The organism is Variovorax sp. R-27 (assembly GCF_049913215.1).
In the GTDB taxonomy this organism is placed as follows: domain Bacteria; phylum Pseudomonadota; class Gammaproteobacteria; order Burkholderiales; family Burkholderiaceae_C; genus Variovorax.
In genome coordinates this window covers 736,298-757,416 of record NZ_CP183984.1, presented here as the reverse complement: position 1 = coordinate 757,416, position 21,119 = coordinate 736,298, and the positions used below count along the sequence as shown (strand labels likewise).

Below are 21,119 nucleotides of genomic sequence, written 5' to 3'. Positions count from 1 at the left end.
GTTCCTACTCGAAGTGCAGCCGCACGATGGGCAGTGTCTCGTGCCAGGCGCAGCAGAGATTGATGATGAGATCCCACGCCTCGGCGTCCGCGTTGTCCCAGATCCACTCGTGATAGTGGATCGTGCGCGGGTCGTTGAACATGGCTTGCGCGCCGCTGACTTCCACCGCCTCGTCGGGATCGTTGGGATACGCAAGCGTCAATGCGTCCCACAGCGCAAGGGTTTCGAGCAAACCCTGCCCGACCTCGGGCTGCACCGGCTGCGCGAATTCGATCTCGACCAGCAATGCGTAGTTGCCGCCCATGTCATCAGGGAACTCGACTTCGAACGGCGGCTCCTCCGGAGCGGCCGGACGCACGCCTCTCTCGCTCAGCAAGTCAAGCTCGCGCTGGCCCAGCACGGCACGCGCCGCATGGAAATGGACTTCGTGTTGGCGGCAATCCGCCAGCATGCCGCCCAGCACATCCAGGGCCGTGACAGGGAGCTCTTCGACTTGCAGCCACGCCTGTACCGACGCGCCAGCGGCGCGAAGCTCGACCGGCGCCGAAGGAAGCCGCCTCCCCGGGAAGAAGAACCCCGCGTCGACCGCATCAAGAAAGACGCGAATACGCCGCTCAACAAGCTCGACCGATCCTTCGGGACCACGCTCCAGCGTGGCCCGAAGCAGAACCGGGCCGCTATAGCGCTCAGACGAAGAAACGTCGAAGCCAGTCATGCGCAGCCTCGTCGGACATACCTTTGATCACCAGCTCATCCAGCGCCTCGTCGGGCGCCCGCACGGGCTCGACGAGGCGGCCCACAGCATGGTAGGCCGGCAACCGATCCTTGCGGTTCAGGTCGCCCAGTTTCGGCGCCTCTCCTGCGCGAAGGATCACACCGCCCTGGCCGAGCGGAAGCACCGACACCTCCGCAGGAGCGTTGTTCGCCAACGCATCACGCCCGCCCAGTGCAGCCACCAAATCAGCACCGAGAAACGTGAGCCAGTTGACAGCCACCACGCCTTGGTCGACCGCATTCGACAAGCGGACGGCGTCACCATAGCCGAGGCCCGGATGACGACGATGCAGAGGGGTGGCCCAAGCGAAGACCTTCTCCTCAAGCGCCGTATCTGTCTCTTCCCAGACAAGGGAGTATCCGCAGTACCCGCTGTCAAGCGGCAGTTCTGCCAAGGCGGCCTGAACCATGCTGACCACTTGCTGTGGCTCATCACCCCACTCCACCGGCAAGATCATTCGAAGTACGAAGCGCGGCGGCTCGAAGGCGCCTGCTAGTGTCATATCCAAGGCCGGTGGACACACATCGCGAGCGGTTTCGCCGCTGTGCACACGGAAGCTGAGCATGTTGGTGGCCAGCAGACGCGGGTCAGCAAACCAATGCGCCGGTCCCTCAAACGCTTGCACGTCAAAGGCGCGAAAGCGCTTCATGTCTCCAGTGCGATAGAAACTCAGCCGTGCGCCGAAGTTGTGGGCGAAGTCATTCAGGAATCTCGCGAAACCTGCGCCGCCATTACCCGGCAGCCCGTTGACGAATGCGACGGCCTCGACGCACGGCATGGCCAGTACATGGTCGCCCTTCGCGAGAGTGAATCGGTGCCATTCCATGGTTCTCGACCTTTCAGGAGCAGATGCAGTGTTCCGCAGGTCTCATTTCAAAGACCTTCTTGTCCGTCTTAGGTGACATCTTCAGCATTTTCTTCTGATTGTCAGTCGGGCTGTCCCCCGGAAATTTGACCTCGATGATCTTGAACACGTCCTTGAGCATCAACTTTCCTTTTTCCACCAACTTCTTGGATACCTTCTTGACACCGACCAACACGATGTCCCACCTGGCGCACCCCTTTCCCGAGCCGGTTGCAGCACCCCACTTCCCGATGAAGTCTCCTCCAGCAAGATCCTGCGAAGCCTCCGTGATCAACCCTGGCTGATTTCCTCGTTGCCCGCTCTTCTTGGGATCCAACACATTGCGCATCTCGTTCTGGAACTTTTTCGTCGACGGTTTCGGCTTCTTCTTGCTCTTTTTGGCCTTGTTCTTGGCCTTTGCGTCTTTCTTTTTCTTCTTCTCCATTGCCTTGCAGGCCGCATCGCAGAGCTTGTCGGCCATGGCCTGACCGACTTCGTCGATCAGCGGCTGCTGCGCCACCCCACCCAGATTCGCCGCGTTCTCCGAGTTGTGGAACATCTTGTCCGTGAGCCGGGCCGTGTTCTTGCCGTCCATCTTCACGTCGAAGGAGTAGAGGATCCAGGTTGCCTCCTTCATGAAGGTGCTGGACTTCACGCCCCCCGCCACACCTGCGTTGTCACCGTTGGACAGCGCGAACTTCGAACCCTTGTTCGCGGCCATCGCCTTGTCGCCTTTGACGGTGCTGGTGCCGCTCGACAGCGTGATCGAGTTGGCGATGTTCGGATAGGGGACCGGCACGGGACCACCGGGGCTCGGCGTCTTGCACACGTCGGGGATGGTCGCGGTGCTGATGCCGATGCTGAACTTGTGGACCAGCGTGAGGCTGGTGCCGTTGACCCTGATGGTGAGCGGCATGACTCAGCCTCTCATCGGTTCGGCGCAGCGCACCAGCACCGCCCCGCGTTCGCCCGACTCGGAACTGCCCCATATCATCGACAGCGGCCCCTTGGCGTAGCGCTTGCGATTGGCGATGACAGCCAGCGCCATGTGCAGCGGCGAACCCGCCGCACCCACGTCACCCCAGCAGTCGGCTGGCGCGATGAAATCCGATGCTGCGCGAAAGTGTTCTCCGTTGCGCAGCGTGGCAAAGCCGAACTCGTCGGCCCGGTAGGGCTCTCCGTTGAGATCACAGAACACGTTGTGCACTTGCTCGCCAGGCGCGAGGGCCCGCAGCGCAGCGCAGAAGGCCTGGGTCAAGCCCTCGCCGATGCACACCGCGTCCGTCTTGATGAGCTTGGACTCCATGCCGATGCCAACCGACACCAGTTCCCCGAGCGGCACGATGCCGCTCAGCTGAGCCAAACGGGGCGTGCCAAGCAGCACCGCGCCAGCGGCCTCGCCGGGGATGAAGCCCCAGGCATTGTTGAGCGGGCCGCCGCCGTGGAGTTGATCGCAGGCTTCGACCCATTCGAGCGTCTCGGGTGCGAGATATGAATCGGTGCCCGCCACCACACATGCATCGAAGGCATCGCGCGCACAACCCGCCTCGGCGGCAGCTACGGCCATGTGGCCTGCTGCATGGCCGACTTCGAAGCGCGCGATGCGGACGAATCGATCACCCATGCGCTCCCGCATGGCCTCCAACACGTCATCGGCCAAGCCATCAGGCTGCCCGGGGCGCGGCGGCGGCAGCGCCAGTGCAAGGCCGATGCGCGGCGACACGTTTCCGCCAAGCTCCGTCAACGGTGCCAACGCCTCCTCGATGGCCGGCAGCAGCAGCGCGCCCAGGCGCGCTGCACCGTCGAGGCCCACGTCGAGCCAGGGCGCTCGCGCGATACGCATCGCCTCGCCGGCCGTGTCGACCATGTACGGGTGCTCGGAGAAGCCACACACGCCAGCGCGTGCAGCCGCGGCGCTGGCCCACACATTGCGTCCTATCGGCGTGCTGGCGCCGAGCCCGAGGATCTGCAACGCGTTGCCGGCCATGCTCAGGCCTCCACCGCCTGCTCGGGCACGGTCTCGCCCAGGCGCAGTAGCCGTTTCTCGACGATGCGCGTCTTCAGCAGCTTATGAACCTTGGGATGACAAGGCAACGCGCTGTGCCAGACCAACGAAACGCGCATCACTGCCGGCTCGAGGATCACCGTGTGCAACTGCGGTCGCTCATGCAGCACCTGCGTGCCGTCGGAGAAGAAGGTTTCGAAGCCCAGCAGTACACGAGGCAGCGCGAAGCGGATCTCGGACTGCTGCGCCAGATGCACCATCAGCACCGGCTCGTCGCCCAAGAGAAACTGCGGCGCCTGCTGGTCCACAGGCGCGCACTGATAGTGCCGATCATCGAAATCCACCGGCAGCAGCGGCAACCGATCCCGCTGCCACGCTTCGTCATACGTCCCCGCAAACCCCGCGCGCGGCTGCCAGTGATTGCACAGCGGCCCGAACCCCGCAGGCTCCGGCCGGTCGCTCCATGCCCGCACGCATTGATCCGGATATTCGATATTCGGCAGCCGCACACCTTCCGCATGCGCCGCCTCCATCACAAAGCCAGTGCCCACCGGATTGCGCACATCGAACTGCGGCAACGGCGCATCGCGCGTCCACGGATCGACGCCGCCATATGCGCGCTCCCACACCAGCGGCATGGTGCTGAAAGGCTCGGGCTCCGATGGCGCGCCGCCGAGCCACACGCGGTCGCCGGTCACGCGCAGCCGCTTGGCAATCGGGCCGACGCGCAGGCCCACGTCGAGCTGCGTCACGGGCACTCCACCGGGCGCATGCGCATTGCCAATCAACAGCACGTCGGTCGTCAGCTTGGTGCGCACCAGGTCCATCTCGTAGAGCAGGCTGGGCTGCGGCGCGGCCTCGTCGACGAAGACGGGCGCCTGCGCGACGGGTGGTTGTTCGGGGGCAACGCTCGTCTCGCCATCGGGCGAAATATCGAAGCTGCACTTCACCGCCACGAGCCAGATCTCCGCTCCGTCGCGGTCGCGCACCCAGGTGCGTTCGGCGGCATAGGGTGTGCGGTTTTCGAGCTGCCACATGGCGTGTGCCTCGTCAGTTGATGCCCACGTAGGCACCCTTGACGCGGTTCGCACCGCGCGAGCGCGTGAGCACATAGTTGCCGTTGATCAACACCTTGCCCGCACGCGTGAGCACGATGCTGGCCTCGCCGCAGCGCAGCTCGATGCGCTCGCGCGCCTGCAGCACGACGCGCTCGCCATCCACGCGCGCATCGAGTGCCGGTGGCGCTTCGGTGCGCAGCGGCTGCACGCGTCCGACGATGACCGGGTGCCGCACCTCGCCCTGCTCGAAGGCCACGACGATCGCCGCGCCTGCATCACCAGGCGCCAGGCCCACTGTCGAGAGCGCCTGCACCGGCGTCATGCCATCGCCCAGCGTGACCAGGAAGCGCCCCTCGGCATCGAAGCCGGCAAAGGCGGCCACCGCCACGCCCTGGCCCGACAGTTTCGACCAGGCCGCCACGCTGTGCAGCACGCTGCGCGCGCTCTGAAGATCGGTGTGGTCTTCCACGGCTCAGTCCTCCCCCAGGTTGGAGCCCTTGATCTTGATCGAGCCACCGGCCTTGAACGACGCGCTGCCGTCGGCCTTGATGGTGATCTTGGCGCCCTTGATGGTGATGCCGCTGGCGTTCATGACGATCTTGCTGCCGCCCGCCTTGAGCATGATGGTGGGCGCCTCGACCATGCAGATCGCGCCCGCCTTGATCTTGATCGGCCCCTTCGATGTCTCCGAGATCACCGCGGCCGACAGCTTGTGCGGACCGCCCACGGAGATCGACTGCAGCGCGCCCACGCTCACCTTTTGCACGCCGCCCACACTGACCATCTGCGCGCCGCCAACGCTCACGGTCTGCACGCCGCCCACGTTGATGGCCTCGCCCGCGCCAACGCTGTGCATGCGGCCCGCGCCCACGGTGTGCGCCTCGGCCACAGAAATGGTGGTGGTCTGCATGCCATTCACGGTATGACTGCGCCCGCCGTTGACGGTCACGGTCTCGCCGCCGTTCACGGTCTCCGTACGATGGCCGGTGATGACGATGGTCTCGGTGCCGCCCACCGTCTCGCTGCGGTTGGAGCCTATCGACACGGTCTGGTCGACGCCCACGTGCTGCTTCTGGTTGTTGCCCACGCTCTCCGAGTCGTCCACGTCGATGGTGTCGGTGCGGCTGTTGTGCACGGTGGTCGTCTGGTTGTTCTCGACCGTGGTGTTCATGTCGTACTGGCCGTGGATGGTCACCTTCTCCTTGCCGGCGGTGTCGTCCATCGACAGCTCGTTGTAGCCCTTGCCCTTGTGCGTGTTCGACTTGATGCCGCTCACCACGGCGCCGGCCGGCAGGCCGAAGGGCGCCATCGATTCGCCGTTGTAGAAGCGGCCGACGATGATGGGCTGGTCGGGGTCGCCATCCAGAAAATCGACGATCACTTCCTGGCCGATACGCGGGATGCTGATCGCGCCCCAGCTCTTGCCGGCCCAGGGGTGCGACACGCGCACCCAGCATGAGCTGTTCTCGTCGTTCTTGCCGTAGCGGTCCCAGTGGAACTGCACCTTCACGCGGCCGTGCTCCTCGGTCCAGATCTGCTCACCGCTGCGGCCCGTGACGATGGCGCTCTGCGGGCCGGGCATGGTGACGCGCGGCGTCAGGCGCGGCGGGCGCCAGGGCGTGTTCAGCGGAATCACCGTGAGCAAAAAACTGCTGCTCGCGCGCTGGCCGGTGCTCAGCGCCGGCGTCTCCGCGATCAGGTCGCCCACCAGTTCGCCCAGCCCGGTGTTGACGGGGTCGTCGGCCAGCGCGTCGTGCAGCACGACGTCGATCGAACGCCGGCTCTCGGGAAAGTTCGCGCCCTCGTAGCCGGGATGGCTCGCGACGAATGTGCAGGCCGCGATCAGGTAGTCACCGTCGCGCTTGCCGTCGGGATCGCCCTTGAACGCGAAGCTGCGCCCGGCCGTCACGTCGGGCCAGCTGGTCAATGCCCAATGGCGCTGCCGCCGGCCGATCAGCTCGTCGAGCCGCAGCTGCGCGAGGTTGTCGGTGTCGTCCCCCGACTGATAGCCGCCCGGGAACTCGAACACTTCCAGGTCCGACAGCTCGTGCGTGTCGGGATCGCCCTTGTCGGCGCGCAGCTGCTTGCTGATGACCTTGAAGTCCCGGTCGCGCGACGCGAACTTGCCCGATTCGAATTGGCGCGAGCTGATCCAGCGCGTGATCTCGTTGAAGCGCCCTTCCGACGCACCGCGCTCTGCATGGTTCAGCGTGTCGGCAACGGGCAGTTTCTCGTGTGCCAGCGTGCTGCTGTCCGACAGGTACAGGGTGCCGGGCGCGTCGTGCGCGTCGAACCAGTAGTAGATGCCCTCTTCTTCCAGAAGGCGCGAAAGAAACTGGTAGTCGCTCTCCCGGTATTGCACGCAGTACACGTGGGGCTCATGGGGGCCGACCACGCCGCTCGCCTTGAGCTTCTTGAGGCTGCCGATTGGGCTGTCGTCGAGCACGGCATCGATCACGCCCAGCACCGGCTTGTTCTGCAGGATGCGTGCGTTGACGCGCTTGCTCAGCAGCCAGAACCACGAGCGCAGGCTGATGCGGTATTCGAGGAAGCGCCCGCTCTGCGCCACGCGCGTGAAGCGCACGGCATGCCCCTGGCAATGCCGCTTGTGGGTGTCGCCGTCGGCATCGGCGAATTCGATCACGACGTCGAAGGAGCGGCCCAGTATGTCCGCGGCATCGATGCTTTCGTTGTCGGTCAGCACAGTGAGTTCGTAGGCCGACGGGCGCGCCAGCACCTCGTGGCCCACGATGCGCCAGAACATGAGCTTGTCGACTACGGGCGAATCGCCCTGGATGCTGAACTTGTGATCGGCCATGCTTCCCGTCCCTTTTTTTGCGTTCCCCTCCCTCGCGAGCCGCACCGCCGTGCGGCCGCGCAGCCACCTCCGCCTACGGCGCCAGCAACAGCACCAGCGGCTGGCTCGGCACCGTGCGCACACCGGGGCAATTGGTGCTGTTCTGCAGCGACGTGCTGGTAAGCCGCGACGCGGGCATGCCCATCCACAGCACCGTGAAGGCGCCGGTGAGATGGCGGCTCGGCCCCATCACCGTGCCCGAGGCCACGCCCAGCATCACGCCCGGGTTGTCGCCGTTGGTCATGGGAATGGTGGTGTCGAGGTTGTGCGCCGGCCCGCCCATGATGAGGATCGTGGGGCAGTTCGGAATCGCCATCGGCCCCATCGCGATGTTCGGATATGGCACCGGAATGGGCGACGGCGCAGCGGGCGTGATGCAGACATCGGGAAAGCCCATGTCGGTGCCCATCAGCTGGCAGTTGGCGAACATTTCCTGTTCTCCCTTTTCGCTTCAGCCGAAGTGGATCTGCGCGCCGCGCGCCTTGATGAGCTCGCGGCCGTTCACCAGCGTGTGCTCGCCTTCGAGCCGCAGCAGTTGCTTCGCCTCGCACTCCAGATGCGTGGCCGCCACGCGGTCGATGCCGTCGGTGGTACGCAGGTAGTGCTTGCTGAAATGCTGCACGCGGTCCATTACCGAAGACAGCACCGAGCCGACCAGCTTGATGCCGGTGCCCACCACGGTGAGCTGGCGGCCGACGACGTCTGCGGTGTCGGTGGCCAGGCGCGTGCGCTGGGTGGCCACGTCGAGCTCTTCGGCCGCGAGTTCGAGCCGGCCGCCCTCCACGGCAATGCGCATGTTGTTGCCTTCGCAGCTGACGACGTTGGCAGTGCCTTCCTCCCGCTGCAGCACGGCCATGACCCAGACCTCGTCGGGCGCGATGCGCAGGCAGGCAACGCTGTCGCCGGCTGCGGGCTCGAGCAGGCAGCTCGCCGCGCGCCGCGTGCGAAGCCGCAGGCCGCCACTGTCGACGACGAGCGCCCCGACCTCGTCGAGGCCGAGCACGCCGACGCACCACTGGCCGGTGATGGCCTGGGCGGGCGCTGGTTTCAGGCTGCTTGTCTTCATGGTGTGTTCCCTCCGTTGCTTGGCTTCGATGTGGTGTGGCTGCGATGTGGCGTCATGCGACCAGCGGCTGCCAGCGCTCGGATTTCTCCAGCTCCGGGTCGCTCTCGATGGCGCGTGCGCGGTCGGTCATCTGCGCGTCTTCCGTATTGGCGCCATGCAGCACGGTGCGCATCAGCGTGGCGTGGCGCAGGTCGGCGGTGCCCAGGTCGGCATGGCGGAAATCGGCATAGGTGAGTTCGGCGCCCGTGAAGTTGGCGCCGCGCAGCTTCGCGCCCGCGAAGTGCGTCTGGTACAGGTCGCAGCCCGAGAAGTTGGCCTGCGGCAGCACGGCCCCGGTGAACAGCGCCTGCCTCAGCTTCGCGCCGGAGAAGTCGCACCCCGTGCCGCCCGCCTCGCAGAAGATCGACGAGGGCGCCACCGCCTTAGCGAACTTCGCTCCATCGAGCCGCGCGCCCTGGAAGTTGCACTGCCGCAGCACGATGCCACTGAAGTCCGCGCCACCCAGGTCGGTGGACGAGAACTGGCAACCCTCCAACTCCAGCCCCGCGAACGACATGCCTTTCAGCGAGGTCTTGAAGAACACGTTGCGCAGCATGCGCGCCCCGGTCCACGTGAGGTGCGACAGGTCGCACTCGTTCACCGCGGTGTAGTGCCAGCTGGTGTCGTCGGCGCACACGTCCAGCAGCACCGACTGGCTGAACACCGCCGAGTCGAGCTGCGCGCCGCGCAGCACCGCATGGTCGAGCCGGCACTTCGCGACGGTGGCCATGGTGAGCACGGTGCCGGCCAGCTGCGCGTGCGTCAGGTCGCATTCGGTGAACACCGCACCGTGCAGGTTGGCCTCGCGCAGATCGACGTGGTCGAGCAGGCAGCGATTGAACACAACCTTGCGAAGGTTAGCGCCCGAGACGAGAGCGCCACGCAGGTCGCACTGGTCGAACACGGTCTCGCGCAGGTCTGCTGCGCGCAGGTCTGCTTCGGCGAAGTTGACCTTGGAGAACACGCCGCCGCCCAGCGGCAGTTTCGCGAACTGGCCCTTGCGCAGGTCGAGGCCTTCCAGCGTCTCTCCGACGCCAACGGCAATGGCGAGCAGTTGCGGTGTCATGCTGCAGCCTGCTGTTCAGGAGTGAGCCTGGGCCACGTGCGCGCACGCTGGAGCAACGCGCCGTCGAAGCTGGTCGATCCGTCGAGCCGCACGCGGCTGAGGTCGGCACCGAAGAGGTTGCTGCGCCGCAGGTCGGCACCGCGCAGGTCGGCCGACTGGAACACCGCGTCGCTGAAGTTCACGCCCGACAGCAGCGCTCCGGTGCAGATGGCCTTGCGCATCAGTACGCCCTTGGCGCTGGCCAGCCGCAGGTCGGCCCCGTCGAGCCGCGCATCGCAGAGGTTGGCGCCGTCGAGCACGGAACGCACCAGCTTCGCACCGCGCAGGTCCGAAGCGCCGAAGTTGAAGTTGCGCAGGTCGGCCAGGCCCATCTCGGCATCGGCGAGGCTGGTGCCCTTCACGGCCACGGCGCCGGCGCACTTCGCGCCCATGAGCCGGGCGGCGTCTAGCTTGCAGGTGACGAAGGTGGCGGCTGCGAGCGTGGCGTCGTGCATGTCCACGCCCGTGAGGTCGCACTCGATGAAGTTGCAGGCCGACAGGTCGGCCTCGGGCCAGCGCATGCCCTTGAGGTCGAGCTTGTGGAAAACCTGGCCCGCGAGCATTGCACCCGTCCAGTCCGCCTCGCCCCAGGTGGTGTCGAGCAGCTGGGCCTTCGTGAAGTTGGCGCGCCGCATCTGCGTGTCGCCGAAGGCGCAGTGCATGAGCATGGCCTGCGAGAAATCGCAGCCGTCGAACACGGCGCGCGCGAGCCGCGCCTTGCCAAGGTTGGCCTCGCGAAAGCTGGCACCGATGGCAATGGCGCCTTCTAGGTTCGCATGCGCGAGCACCGCCCCCGCGAAAGTGGCGCCCGAGAGATTGGCATTGCTGAAGTTGGTGCTCTCCAGCCATGCGCCTTCGAAGTTCACCTCGCGCAGGTCGAGGCCAGAAAAGTCGGCGCCCGTGAAGTCGGCGCGCGAAAACAGCTTGATGCCGGCCGCGATGGCGCGCGTCATCTCCGCACGCAATACCGCTGCCGCATCGGCCGGCATCGCAAAGGCCGGCGGCTGCACATGCGCGGACTGCAGGTAGCCCTTGCGCTGCACTTCCTCGAGTTCGCAGAGCCTGGGGAACATCGGCGTCAGGTCGACCTTGCGGGTGCTGCCCGCCGCCTGCGCCTGCATCTCGGCCAGATGCTTCTCGGCGTTGTAGAGCGGCGGCCCGCGGTGCTGCACCTTGGCGAGGTCGATGCGGTGCTGCTCCGCCGCTTCCAGTGCCTTCTCGAGCACGGTCACGGCGTCTTCGACGGCAGCCCAGCCCTGCGCGTTGGCCTCCTTCATCTTCTTCTCGAGGTACGGTGGCAGCTCATCGCCCACCGGCACCTTCTCGCGCGGCGGCATCCTGATGCCGAGCGCGTCGGGGTCCTTGCCCATTTCCACGGCCTTGTCGCGCGCGAACTCGACATCCATCTCCGCTCGGCGGTACTGCGCCTCGCCCTGCAGGCCGTCCATGCCGAACGGTGCCTTGGCGGCTTCGACGTCGGGGTCGAGCGTGCTGATGCCTTCGGGCAGCAGGTCGCTGTCGATGATGGCGTAGACGGGGCCCATCTTCGGGTCTGCGCGCTTCGCGGCGGCCTCAAGGTAATGCGCGTCGCTGCGCGGCTCGCCGGTGCGCTCTACCGCGCCCATCAGGCTGGCCACGTCGGAGCCGTCGTCGGTACCGACCTCGGCCAGCCCCTGGAAGATCGCGATGCAGCGCTCCGCATGCGGGAAGAACCACACGGTGGTCAGCCGCAGCGGCACCTCGCGCACCTTGGGCTCGCTGCTGCCGGCAATCCTGTAGCCGACGAACACGCGCGCGCGCAGGCCCGGCAGGCGGCCTTCGATGCGCGGCTTTTGCGGGTGCATGTTGTCGAAGGCGAAGGGCTCGTCGCCGACGAGAGGCGCGGCCATCCACTGGTCGGGAGGCGCGAGGTTGAAGTAGCGCCAGTCGGTGTCGGGCGCAAAGCCCGGCGCATGCAGCTTCAGGTAGTCGGCGTCGTAGGTGCCGCGGTACTGCGCGCGCTGCGGATGCATCAGGTCGAGCGCGCCGAAGCCGGCCGGCGCAATGGCCTGGTCGGGCCTCAGCAGGCGGTCTTGCGGCAACTCGGTGTTCGGCAGCCACAGGACGCCGTCGCGTGCCTGCCGACCCCGTCCTTGCGGGTTCTGCGCGAAGTCGGCGCCGCCGTATGCGGCAGCCCAGTCGAGCGGCAGCGACTCGAAGGGCTGCGGCGCGGTGACGCGCGTGCCCTCCCAGTGCCGCTCGCCAAAGACGAGCAGCGTCTTCTCGCACGCGCCGAAGCGCGCGCGCACCGCGCAGGCATCGGGTCGGTCGGCCGGCGCGAAGGCCTTGCCGTGCACCAGGAACTCGGGCGTGAGCTTGGCGACGCCTTCGTCGATCAGCGGCTGCGCCATTTCCTTCGCAAGAAAAGACCACATCGACTGCTCGGCCCACAGCGTGCCGCGCTCGCCCTGCGCGAACGGCAGGTGCAGGTACGCGCTGACGCTGAGTCCGAAGCGCTTGCGGAACTCGATGGGCCGCGTCGAGAGGCCGAGCGCCTGGGGTTTGAGGACTTGCATTCGGCGCCCCGGCTAGTCGTCTTCGGGCTCGCGCTCTGCGGGCGGCCGGGCCGAGCCGTCGGGCTCGACGGCGTTGTTGACCTTGCCGAGATCGGCGGTGCCGCTGGGGTCACTGGTAAAGACCTCCGCGATCGGCAACCCCAGCCCCATGATCGGCACCAGGCCGAGGATGGCGTCGAAGCGCCGGTTGCTGGCCTTGCCCGCCAGCGACCGAAGCCGGTCTTCCAGGCTGTGCAGGCCTTCGGCATGCGCGTCGTCGGCGGCCTTGCCCAGGGCCTCGGCCGCATCGGCGTACTGCTTGAGCGTGGCGCCGATGTCGACATAGGCCGAGGCGGCGCCTGCCACGGCGGCCAGGCCGCCGGCCACCGCGGCCGCCCCGGCGCCCGCGCCACCGGCGCCCGGCGTGAAGGTGTGCAGCGCCGATTGCTTGACATCCATCGCCACCGCCGCGATGTCGGGCGCCGCGCAGTTGGTCAGCTTCACGCCCGCCGTGTTCTCGATGTTCACGCCCAGCACGTTGGCCATGGCCAACGCCAGCGCATTCTCGATGCTCATGCCGATGAAGGTCGAGCGGGTCACGCCCATGTTGGCTTCGCTGTTGGTGCCGATATAGCCGCTCGAGTTGGAGCCCAGCACCGTGGTGTTCGAGCCGATGGAGGTGGCGTTGATGTCGCCCACCGCCATCATCTCGATCTTGGTGTTGCTTATCAGCTTGATCTTGTCGGCCATCAGCCCCAGCGGGCCGCTGGGCACGGTGATGTACTTGGAGTTGGAGCCCGTCACCAGCCAGTCGATGTGGGCGGCCTCGAAGCTCATCTTCGCGGCCTTGTAGGTGACGTTGCCGCTGACGGTGATGGTCTGGTTGCCGGTGACGTTGCGGGTTTCGCCGGCGCGCGAGGTGTCGGTGCGCGCGCCTGTCACGTCGCTCAGGCTGGTGCCCGTGACCATGGTCTTGTCGTCGCTGTCGACGAAGGTGGTGCGAGTGCCAACCACCTGGTTGTTCTGCTTGCCCTTGACCGTGTTCTTCTGGTCGACCACCACCATGTTGGTGTCGTTGCGCGTGACGGTGCTCTTGCGGTCGCGGTCTACCAGGCTGGTCTGGTCGCGCTTGACGGTGACGGTCTGGTCGCGGTCGATGGTGGTGGAGTCGTCGCGCTCCACGCTGCGGCTCATGTCGAGCTCGGCGTGGATGTTGATGTTCTCCTCGCCCTTCTTGTCCTCGAACATGATCTCGTTGTAGTTCGCAGGGCCGCCGCCGGGCGTGGAGCGGGTCTTGAAGCCGCTCTGCGTGGGCGACTTGTACGGAATGGGCTGCTCGTCGTTGTAGACGCGCCCGACGATGATCGGCCGGTCGGGGTCGCCGTTGAGAAAGTCGACGATCACCTCCTGCCCGATGCGCGGAATGAAGTAGCCGCCCCAGCCCTTGCCGCCCCAGGGCTGCGACACGCGCACCCAGCAGGTCGACTTCTCGTTGCTCTCGTCGTAGCGGTCCCAGTGAAAGTGCACCTTCACGCGGCCGTGGTCGTCCACGTGCAGCTCATCGCCCTTGGGGCCGACGACGATGGCGGTCTGCGGGCCGGGCATGGTCACGCGCGGCGTGAGGCGCGGCGCGCGGAACAGGCGATCGGCCGGCATCACGGTGAGCAGGAAGATGCTGTTGCCGGTCTGCGCGGCGGCCAGCGCGGGCGTGGCGGCGATGAGCTCTTCGAGCACAGGCAGCGTGTCGGCGTTCACCGCGTCGTCGCGCAGCACGTCGGCCAGCGCGTTGTGCACGGGCCGCGCCGCGGCGCTGGCGCTCACGCCCTCGTAGCCTCGGTGGCTGGCGACGAAGGTGCAGGCAGCAATGACGTAGTCGCCGTTGCGCGTGCCGTCGGGGTCGCCCTCGTACTTGAAGCCGCGCCCGGCGGTGACGTCGGGCCACGGCGTCACGGCCCAGTGGCGGTCGCGGCGCGCGTTGAGTTCGTCGCCGCGCAGCTTGGCGCGGGTCTCGGCTTCGTCGCCGGTGAAGTAGCCGCCCGGAAACTCGAACAGCTCCAGGTTGGCCAGCTCGTGGTCGTCCGAGGCGTCGATGTCTGCGCCCAGCTTTTTCTTGATGGCCTTGAAGTCGCTGTCGCGAGATGCATGCTTGCCGGTGTCGAACTGGCGCCCGCTGACCCAGCGCGAGATTTCGTTGAAGCGCGGCTCGGCGGCGTTGGTGGCCATGTGGCGCAGGGTGTCGGCAGCGGGCAGCTTGTCGTGCGCCATGTCGCTGGCGTCCGAAAGGTGCATGGTTCCGGGGGCGTCGTGCGCGTCGAACCAGTAGTAGATGCCTTCGTCCTCGAGCAGGCGCGAGAGAAACTGGTAGTCGCTTTCCTGGTGCTGCACGCAGTAGCGGCGCGGGTTGTGGGTGCCGACGACGTTGTCGGCCTTGGTTTTCTTGAAGCGCTTGATGGGGCTGTCCTCGAACACGGCGTCGAGCACTTCGAGAACTTTCTTTTCTTGCAGGATGCGGGAGTTGGCGCGCTTGGTGAGCAGCCAGAACCACGAGCGCAGGGTGATGCGATATTCGTAGTGCCGTCCCATGTGGCCGGCGCGCACGAAGCGCACGGCATGGCCCTGGCAGTGGCGCTCGTGCGTGCCGCCGTCGGCATCCTGGAACTCGATGACCACGTCGAAGGCATGCCCGAGGATGTCCTTGGCCTCGATGGCCTTGTTCTGCGAGATCACCGTAAGCTCGTAGGCCGACGGACGCGCAAGCGCCTCGTGGCCGACGATGCGCCAGAACATCAGGTCGTCCTTCGCGGGTGAATCGCTTTCTATGCGGAACTCGTGGTCGGCCATTTTTTTCTCTTGATGGTGGTGGCGTGTCAGTCAGTCAGGAAGACATTCGGGGTGCGTGCGAATGACACCGGGTACTCCCCTCCGCGAATGTCCCCCGCCTTCGGCTCCTCCTTTATTTCGCTGCGGGGAGCACCCGATGCCATTCGCACATGGACGCGGCTGTGGTGCTGGCCGATCAACCACCGATGCGAACAACGATCACGCCGATGGGGTGCCTTGCGCAGCGAAATAAAGGAGGAGGCCGCAGGCCGGGGGACATTCGCGGAGCAAGGCACCCCGTCGGCGTGATCGCACCCCGAACCAGCGCAGCGAATAAAAGAGCAAGACGACATCTCAGTCGAACGCGTAAGTGAAGTCCGCATCCTTCACGTCCAGCGCAACACGGCGGATCTCCCCACCAGAGGCCAGACGCTGCAGATACTCGACAGAAATCGTAGGCAGCACGGTGTTGGTAAGGATCGCGTCGATCACGCGCCCACCCGACTCCGGGTCCTGGCACCGCGCGACCACCTGCTCGACCACCGCTTCGCTGTACTCGAAGGGCACGCCGTGGTTGGTCTCGACGCGCTTCTTGATGCGCCCCAGCTGCAGCCGCACGATCTTCTTCATCATCTCGGGCGACAGCGGGTAATAGGGAATGGTGACGATGCGGCCCAGCAGCGCGGGCGGGAACACCTTCATCAGCGGCGCCTTCAGCGCATCGGCAAGCGCGTTGGAGTCGGGCAGCAACTCGGGGTCGCGGCACATGCTCATCACCAGCTCGCTGCCGGCGTTGGTGGTCAGCAGGATGATCGTGTTCTTGAAATCGATCATGCGGCCCTCGCCGTCTTCCATCCAGCCCTTGTCGAACACCTGGAAGAAGATCTCGTGCACGTCGGGGTGGGCCTTCTCGACTTCGTCGAGCAGCACCACGCTGTAAGGGCGGCGGCGCACCGCCTCGGTCAGGATGCCGCCCTCGCCATAGCCCACGTAGCCCGGAGGCGCGCCCTTGAGCGTGGAGACGGTGTGCGCCTCCTGGAACTCGCTCATGTTGATGGTGATGATGTTCTGCTCGCCGCCGTACAGTGCCTCGGCCAGCGCCAGCGCGGTCTCGGTCTTGCCCACGCCGGAGGTGCCGCAGAGCATGAACACGCCGATCGGCTTCTGCGGGTTGTCGAGCCGCGCGCGCGATGTCTGGATGCGGCGCGCGATCATTTCCAGACCGTGCTTCTGGCCGATGACGCGCTGGTTGAGCGTGTCGGCGAGCTTGAGCACCGCCTCCACTTCGTTCTTCACCATGCGGCCGACGGGAATGCCGGTCCAGTCGGCGACCACCGAGGCCACGGCCTGTTCGTCGACCGAAGGCAGGATGAGCGGCGACTCGCCCTGCACCGCGTGGATCTTGGCCTGCAGCTCGTGCAGCTCGGCGAGCAGCGCGGCTCGGTCGTGCGCGGGCTCGGCGGCGGCTGGTGCCGCATCGGTGGCAGCTGCAGCCGCAGGCGTATCCACCGGCTTGTTGCCTGCACGCAGCTTGCTGCGAAGTTCGAGCAGTCGGTCGACCAGCCCTTTTTCTTCCTGCCAGCGCGCATTCAGCGCATCGAGCTGCACCTTCGATTCGGCCAGCAGCGCGGTGACCTGTGCTGCGCGCTTGGTCACGTCGATGCCGATGGCTTCTTCGCGGCCGATGATTTCCTGCTCGACCGTGAGCCCTTCGATGCGGCGCATGCAGTCTTCCACCTCGGGCGGCGTTGCGTGCTGCGACACGGCCACGCGCGCGCAGGCCGTGTCGAGCAGGCTCACGGCCTTGTCGGGCAGCTGCCGCGCGGGAATGTAGCGGTGCGACAGCTTCACGGCCGCCTCGATGGCCTCGTCGAGCAGCTGCACGCGGTGGTGCTTCTCCAGCACGCTGGCCACGCCACGCAGCATCAGGATCGCCTTGGTCTCGTCGGGCTCCGGCACCTGCACCACCTGGAAGCGGCGGGTGAGCGCCGGGTCTTTCTCGATGTACTTCTTGTACTCGGCCCAGGTGGTGGCGCCGATGGTGCGCAGGTTGCCGCGCGCCAAAGCCGGCTTCAGCAGGTTGGCCGCGTCGCCCGTGCCTGCCGCACCGCCCGCACCCACCAGTGTGTGGATCTCGTCGATGAACAGGATGATGGGCGTGGGCGAGCTCTGCACCTCGTCGATCACCTGGCGCAGGCGCTGCTCGAATTCGCCCTTCATGCTCGCGCCGGCCTGCAGCAGGCCGATGTCCAGCGTGAGCAGCTTCACGTCTTTCAGCTGCGGCGGCACGTCGCCGCGTGCGAGGCGCTGCGCAAAGCCTTCGACCACGGCCGTCTTGCCGACGCCGGCCTCGCCGGTGAGCAGCGGATTGTTCTGGCGGCGGCGCATGAGGATGTCGACGATCTGGCGGATCTCTTCGTCGCGGCCCGTGACCGGGTCCATCTCGCCCTTCTTGGCCTTCTCGGTGAGATCGACCGCGAACTTCTTCAGCGCATCGCCCTTGCCCATGGCGGCTGGAGCCATCGCGCCCGAGTCTTCGCCGGGTGCGCCGCTGCCCATGCCGGTGCCGTCCTGCGCGCGCATCTGTGCTTCGGGCGAGGCATCGCAGATCTTCGCGAAGTTGTCGGCCAGGTCTTCGACCTTGACCTTCTCGAACTGCTTCGACAAGCCGAACAGCGGGTTGCGCAGGCTCTGCGTCTTCAGCATGCCCACCAGGATGTAGCCGGTGCGCACCTGCGCCTCGCCGAACTGCAGGGTGGCATAGGTCCAGGCGCGCTCGATGGCGTTCTCGATGTGCGGAGAAAAGTCGCTGATGGCGGTGGCGCCGCGCGGCAGGCGGTCGAGCGCGGTGGTCATGTCTTTCGCAATGACCGACACGTCGAGCCCGTAGTGCTGGATCACGCGGTGCAGGTCGGAGTCCTGCGCCTGCAGCAGCTGGGCGAACCAGTGCTCCAGCTCCACGTACGGATTGCCCCGCATCTTGCAGAACACGGTGGCGCCTTCGATGGCCTTGTAGGCCAGCGAGTTGAGTTTGCCGAAAAGGGCGGTGCGGCTGATTTCACTCATGAGGGACTCCGTATCTCTTCTGAACGAATGAAGATGGGTTTGTTGAAAGACTGGTTGCCGATGCGCACGTCCGCTGCATCGCGCGAGCGCTTGCGCTGCCCGAGCCACGACACCCAGCCCAGGCGCGGTGCATTGCCCTTCGCGTCGCCAAGGCGCGTGAGCGGAACCTGCGCCTTCTCGAGCACCAGCTCGGCGTCCCACTCGAGCTCATCGCCGAGCAGCTGCTGCATCCAGCGCTGCAGCACGGGGCGCGCATTTCCGATGGGAAGGAACATCCGGTACTGCTCCAGCGTGAGCGGGCCCAGGTGCAGGCGCACGCGGTGCTGGCGGTCCCAGGCGCGGGTGCCGAGCATGGCGCCCATGCCCATGGAGCGCGAGCTCTCGCCCTGCCCCAGCCGCGTGAGCTCTGCCACCGGCAGGCTCATCCAGTGGCCGACCCAGCGCTCCAGCTTCACGGGCACGCCGAAGTAGCTGCACAGCACCGACTCCACGCTTTCCACGTTGTGCACGCGGCGCGCGAGCCAGCCCGAAAAATGCAGGCGCGCGTCGTCATGGATCTCGTCGCGGTCCACGCGGCCCGGCGTGCCGATGCCGACCAGCGCACCGACCTGCAGGCGGAAGCGGTCTTCGCCCGGCCGGTCGAGCGCCACGGCCGGACGCGACTGCGCCCACGCGCGATAGAAGTGCAGCGAGAAGCGGTGCGAAAAGCTGTCGAGAAAGGCCAGCCACGTCGGGTCGCCATGGTTCAGGCTGCGCTCGCGAATGAAGTCGCTCAGGTGCACCGGCAGCGGACCATTGGGGCCGATGTAGCTGAAGAAGTGCTGGCGCAGGCGCGGCGGCGAATAGGCTGTGGCGGGCTCGAAGCGGCTGAAGCTCGCGGGCGCGAACGACAGCGATGGCTCCTGCCCCACGCGCACCGGCTCGGCGCTCGGCAGCAGCGCGCGGCCCCAGCGCGGCGTGGTCTTCGCGACGGACTCCAGCCGGCGCATGACGGCAAAGTAGTCGAACGACCACGGCTCCGCGGACCACCCGCGCAGCGCGTTGTCGACGCGGGTGCTCACAGAATCTGTCGCGTCCCGCACAGCGGCCTCCAGCGCATGGTCTCGCCCTTGCCCGCGATGCGCAGCACGGTCTCGACGAAATGGTTCACCTCCACATGGCGCGACAGGAAGCGCGCCAGCACGGCCCCGAACAAGAAGGCGCTGTGGCCATGAAAGGCGTCCTTGTCGACTTCGAGCGTCACTTCGAGCCCACGCCCGAAAGCGATCGGGCCCTTCAGCGGCAGGCGGCGCGCAACCGGCTTGCACTTCACCGACAGCAGGCCGCGCACCTGGCCCTGGCGCATCTCGTCGGCATGCACGGCATAGAGCATCAGCGTTTCGCGCAGCGCGGCCGCGCCCTGCTCCGGCGTGCTGTCGGACAGCGACAGGTAGTTCAGCGCAAGGTGATCGACCACGCGCCACCCCAGCCCCTGGCTCACCACCGGCGACACCGGTCGCGACGGCCCGCGCACCATGCGCACGCGCTGCACGGGAAATGAATCGACGCAGTCGAAGTCGTTCTCGCGGCCCAGCGGCATCAAGAGCGGCAGGTCGCGGTTGGTGCACAGCGCCGTCACCGCCAGCTGCCGCAGCGTGGCCGCATACGGCGCCTGCTGCGGATCGACGATCTGCATGTAGACCTCGGAGCCGATGTGGCTGCTGCGGTTGCCCTCGGTGCGCTGTCGCACCGACAGCATGCGCGGCTCGCGCGTGGTCGTGAAGTAGGCCGGGTGGCTGTTGCGGCTGCCGTGAAAGGCCGAATAGAAAGGCCTGAAAGGCTGCTCGGCCGCGACCGCATCGGCACCGGGCGCGCCGTGGCCGATGACTTCGGTGATGGTGTGCACCTCGAAGTCCTGCGGGCGCGTGCGATCGGGCACCAGGTGGAACTGGCTCACGCCCTCGGTCATGGGCACGCGGTCGAGCCGCTTGCTGAACAGGTTGACGGCGGGCACACAGTGCAGCTGCACGTTGTCGGCGCTCACCAGCTTTTCGAGTGCTGCGTCGCCGCGCGAGAACAGCAGCACGATTTCGACGTCGGTCACCGGCATGGCCGCGAGCAGCGCCTGGAGCCCGCCGATGCGCACGAACTGGAAGCGCTGCGGAAACGCGAAGTACTCCTGCAACAGCCTGAAGCCCGAGAAGCCGGTGGCGGTGGTGGGCAGCAGCGCTTCGTCCTCCTCGAAACCCACCGCGCCGATGGCGCTGGCCGGCAGGCTCTGCGCCACGCCTTGCAGCGCACCACCGGGCGCGAGCGGCCGCACCAGCACGCCGATGGGCTGGCCCAGCGCGCATTCGTGCAGTTGCCAGGCCACGTCTTCGGCACCGCCGAAGTGCAACACCAGATCGTCGAGTGCGATCTGGCTGAAGTTCAGGCCGGCCGTGGCATGCAGCGCAATGCGCAGGCCGCCGCGGATGGAACGCGACTGCGGGTGCGTGTTCAGCGGCAGGTCGGGCGCGTAGGTGAAGTACTGCGCGCGCTGCACTTCGATGGGCCAGATGCGCAGCGCACTGGCCGTGCGGAATTCGCAATGCGTGTTCTGCCCCACCGCTTGCCGTGCGCGCAGTCCGCTGCCGCGCGGCAACGTGGGGCCGGTCGCAAGGTTCGCGTCGTCGGGGTCGGGCACGAAAGACACGACCACCATCGCCGGCGTGGGCGAAAGAAAGTGCGGATAGACGATGTCGAGCAGGTGGCCCGTGAAGCGCGGGTACTCGGCATCGAGCTTCAGGCCCACCCGCGCCGAAAGAAACGCCGTGGCCTCGATGAGCCGCTCCACATACGGGTCGGCCACTTCCTGGCCCTCGATGCCAAGTCGATGCGCAATCTTTGGAAATGCCCGCGCGAACTCGGAAGCGCTTTCGCGGAAGTAGCGCAGCTCCTGTTCGTACAGGCTCAGCAGCCGAGGGTCCAT

Annotated in this window: 15 protein-coding genes; all 15 read right to left on the bottom strand. The window is 66.7% G+C overall.

Annotation, left to right across the window (positions count from 1 at the left end; genetic code table 11):
• Positions 1–4: 4 nt before the first annotated feature.
• On the bottom strand, positions 5–715 hold the full coding sequence (locus ACN9MV_RS03420) for a hypothetical protein (protein ID WP_426391311.1): 711 nt from the start codon (positions 713–715) through the stop codon (positions 5–7).
• A complete protein-coding gene (locus ACN9MV_RS03415) occupies positions 687–1,601 on the bottom strand; it encodes a type VI immunity family protein (protein WP_426391310.1) in 915 nt (304 codons plus the stop codon). Before ACN9MV_RS03415 ends, ACN9MV_RS03420 begins: the two co-directional genes overlap by 29 nt.
• 13 nt (positions 1,602–1,614) lie before the next feature.
• Positions 1,615–2,535: a PAAR-like domain-containing protein gene (locus tag ACN9MV_RS03410; protein ID WP_426391309.1), complete on the bottom strand. Its 921-nt coding sequence runs from the start codon at positions 2,533–2,535 to the stop codon at positions 1,615–1,617.
• Positions 2,536–2,538: 3 nt separating this feature from the next.
• On the bottom strand, positions 2,539–3,606 hold the full coding sequence (locus ACN9MV_RS03405) for a hypothetical protein (RefSeq protein ID WP_426391308.1): 1,068 nt from the start codon (positions 3,604–3,606) through the stop codon (positions 2,539–2,541).
• 2 nt (positions 3,607–3,608) lie between these two features.
• A complete protein-coding gene (locus ACN9MV_RS03400; protein ID WP_426391307.1) occupies positions 3,609–4,661 on the bottom strand; it encodes a DUF2169 family type VI secretion system accessory protein in 1,053 nt (350 codons plus the stop codon).
• 13 nt (positions 4,662–4,674) lie between these two features.
• Positions 4,675–5,151: a DUF6484 domain-containing protein gene (locus ACN9MV_RS03395; RefSeq protein WP_426391306.1), complete on the bottom strand. Its 477-nt coding sequence runs from the start codon at positions 5,149–5,151 to the stop codon at positions 4,675–4,677.
• A 3-nt stretch (positions 5,152–5,154) separates the two neighbouring features.
• The gene (locus ACN9MV_RS03390) at positions 5,155–7,500 is read right to left on the bottom strand and encodes a type VI secretion system Vgr family protein (RefSeq protein ID WP_426391304.1); all 2,346 of its coding nucleotides are present in this window, start codon (positions 7,498–7,500) and stop codon (positions 5,155–5,157) included.
• Positions 7,501–7,573: 73 nt separating this feature from the next.
• Positions 7,574–7,969: a DUF4150 domain-containing protein gene (locus ACN9MV_RS03385; protein WP_426391303.1), complete on the bottom strand. Its 396-nt coding sequence runs from the start codon at positions 7,967–7,969 to the stop codon at positions 7,574–7,576.
• Between the two features lie 21 nt (positions 7,970–7,990).
• The gene (locus ACN9MV_RS03380; RefSeq protein ID WP_093175049.1) at positions 7,991–8,605 is read right to left on the bottom strand and encodes a DUF3540 domain-containing protein; all 615 of its coding nucleotides are present in this window, start codon (positions 8,603–8,605) and stop codon (positions 7,991–7,993) included.
• Between the two features lie 52 nt (positions 8,606–8,657).
• Positions 8,658–9,710, bottom strand: a complete 1,053-nt coding sequence (locus tag ACN9MV_RS03375; RefSeq protein WP_426391302.1) for a pentapeptide repeat-containing protein — start codon at positions 9,708–9,710, stop codon at positions 8,658–8,660.
• Positions 9,707–12,304: a DUF2169 family type VI secretion system accessory protein gene (locus tag ACN9MV_RS03370; RefSeq protein ID WP_426391301.1), complete on the bottom strand. Its 2,598-nt coding sequence runs from the start codon at positions 12,302–12,304 to the stop codon at positions 9,707–9,709. Before ACN9MV_RS03370 ends, ACN9MV_RS03375 begins: the two co-directional genes overlap by 4 nt.
• A 12-nt stretch (positions 12,305–12,316) precedes the next feature.
• On the bottom strand, positions 12,317–15,124 hold the full coding sequence (locus tag ACN9MV_RS03365; RefSeq protein ID WP_093058748.1) for a type VI secretion system Vgr family protein: 2,808 nt from the start codon (positions 15,122–15,124) through the stop codon (positions 12,317–12,319).
• A gap of 333 nt (positions 15,125–15,457) precedes the next feature.
• Positions 15,458–18,169 (bottom strand): type VI secretion system ATPase TssH, encoded by a 2,712-nt coding sequence (tssH, locus tag ACN9MV_RS03360; protein ID WP_426391299.1) that lies wholly within the window; start codon positions 18,167–18,169, stop codon positions 15,458–15,460.
• Positions 18,166–19,230, bottom strand: a complete 1,065-nt coding sequence (tssG, locus tag ACN9MV_RS03355) for a type VI secretion system baseplate subunit TssG (protein WP_256216773.1) — start codon at positions 19,228–19,230, stop codon at positions 18,166–18,168. Before tssG ends, tssH begins: the two co-directional genes overlap by 4 nt.
• On the bottom strand, positions 19,227–21,119 hold the full coding sequence (tssF, locus tag ACN9MV_RS03350) for a type VI secretion system baseplate subunit TssF (protein ID WP_426391298.1): 1,893 nt from the start codon (positions 21,117–21,119) through the stop codon (positions 19,227–19,229). Before tssF ends, tssG begins: the two co-directional genes overlap by 4 nt.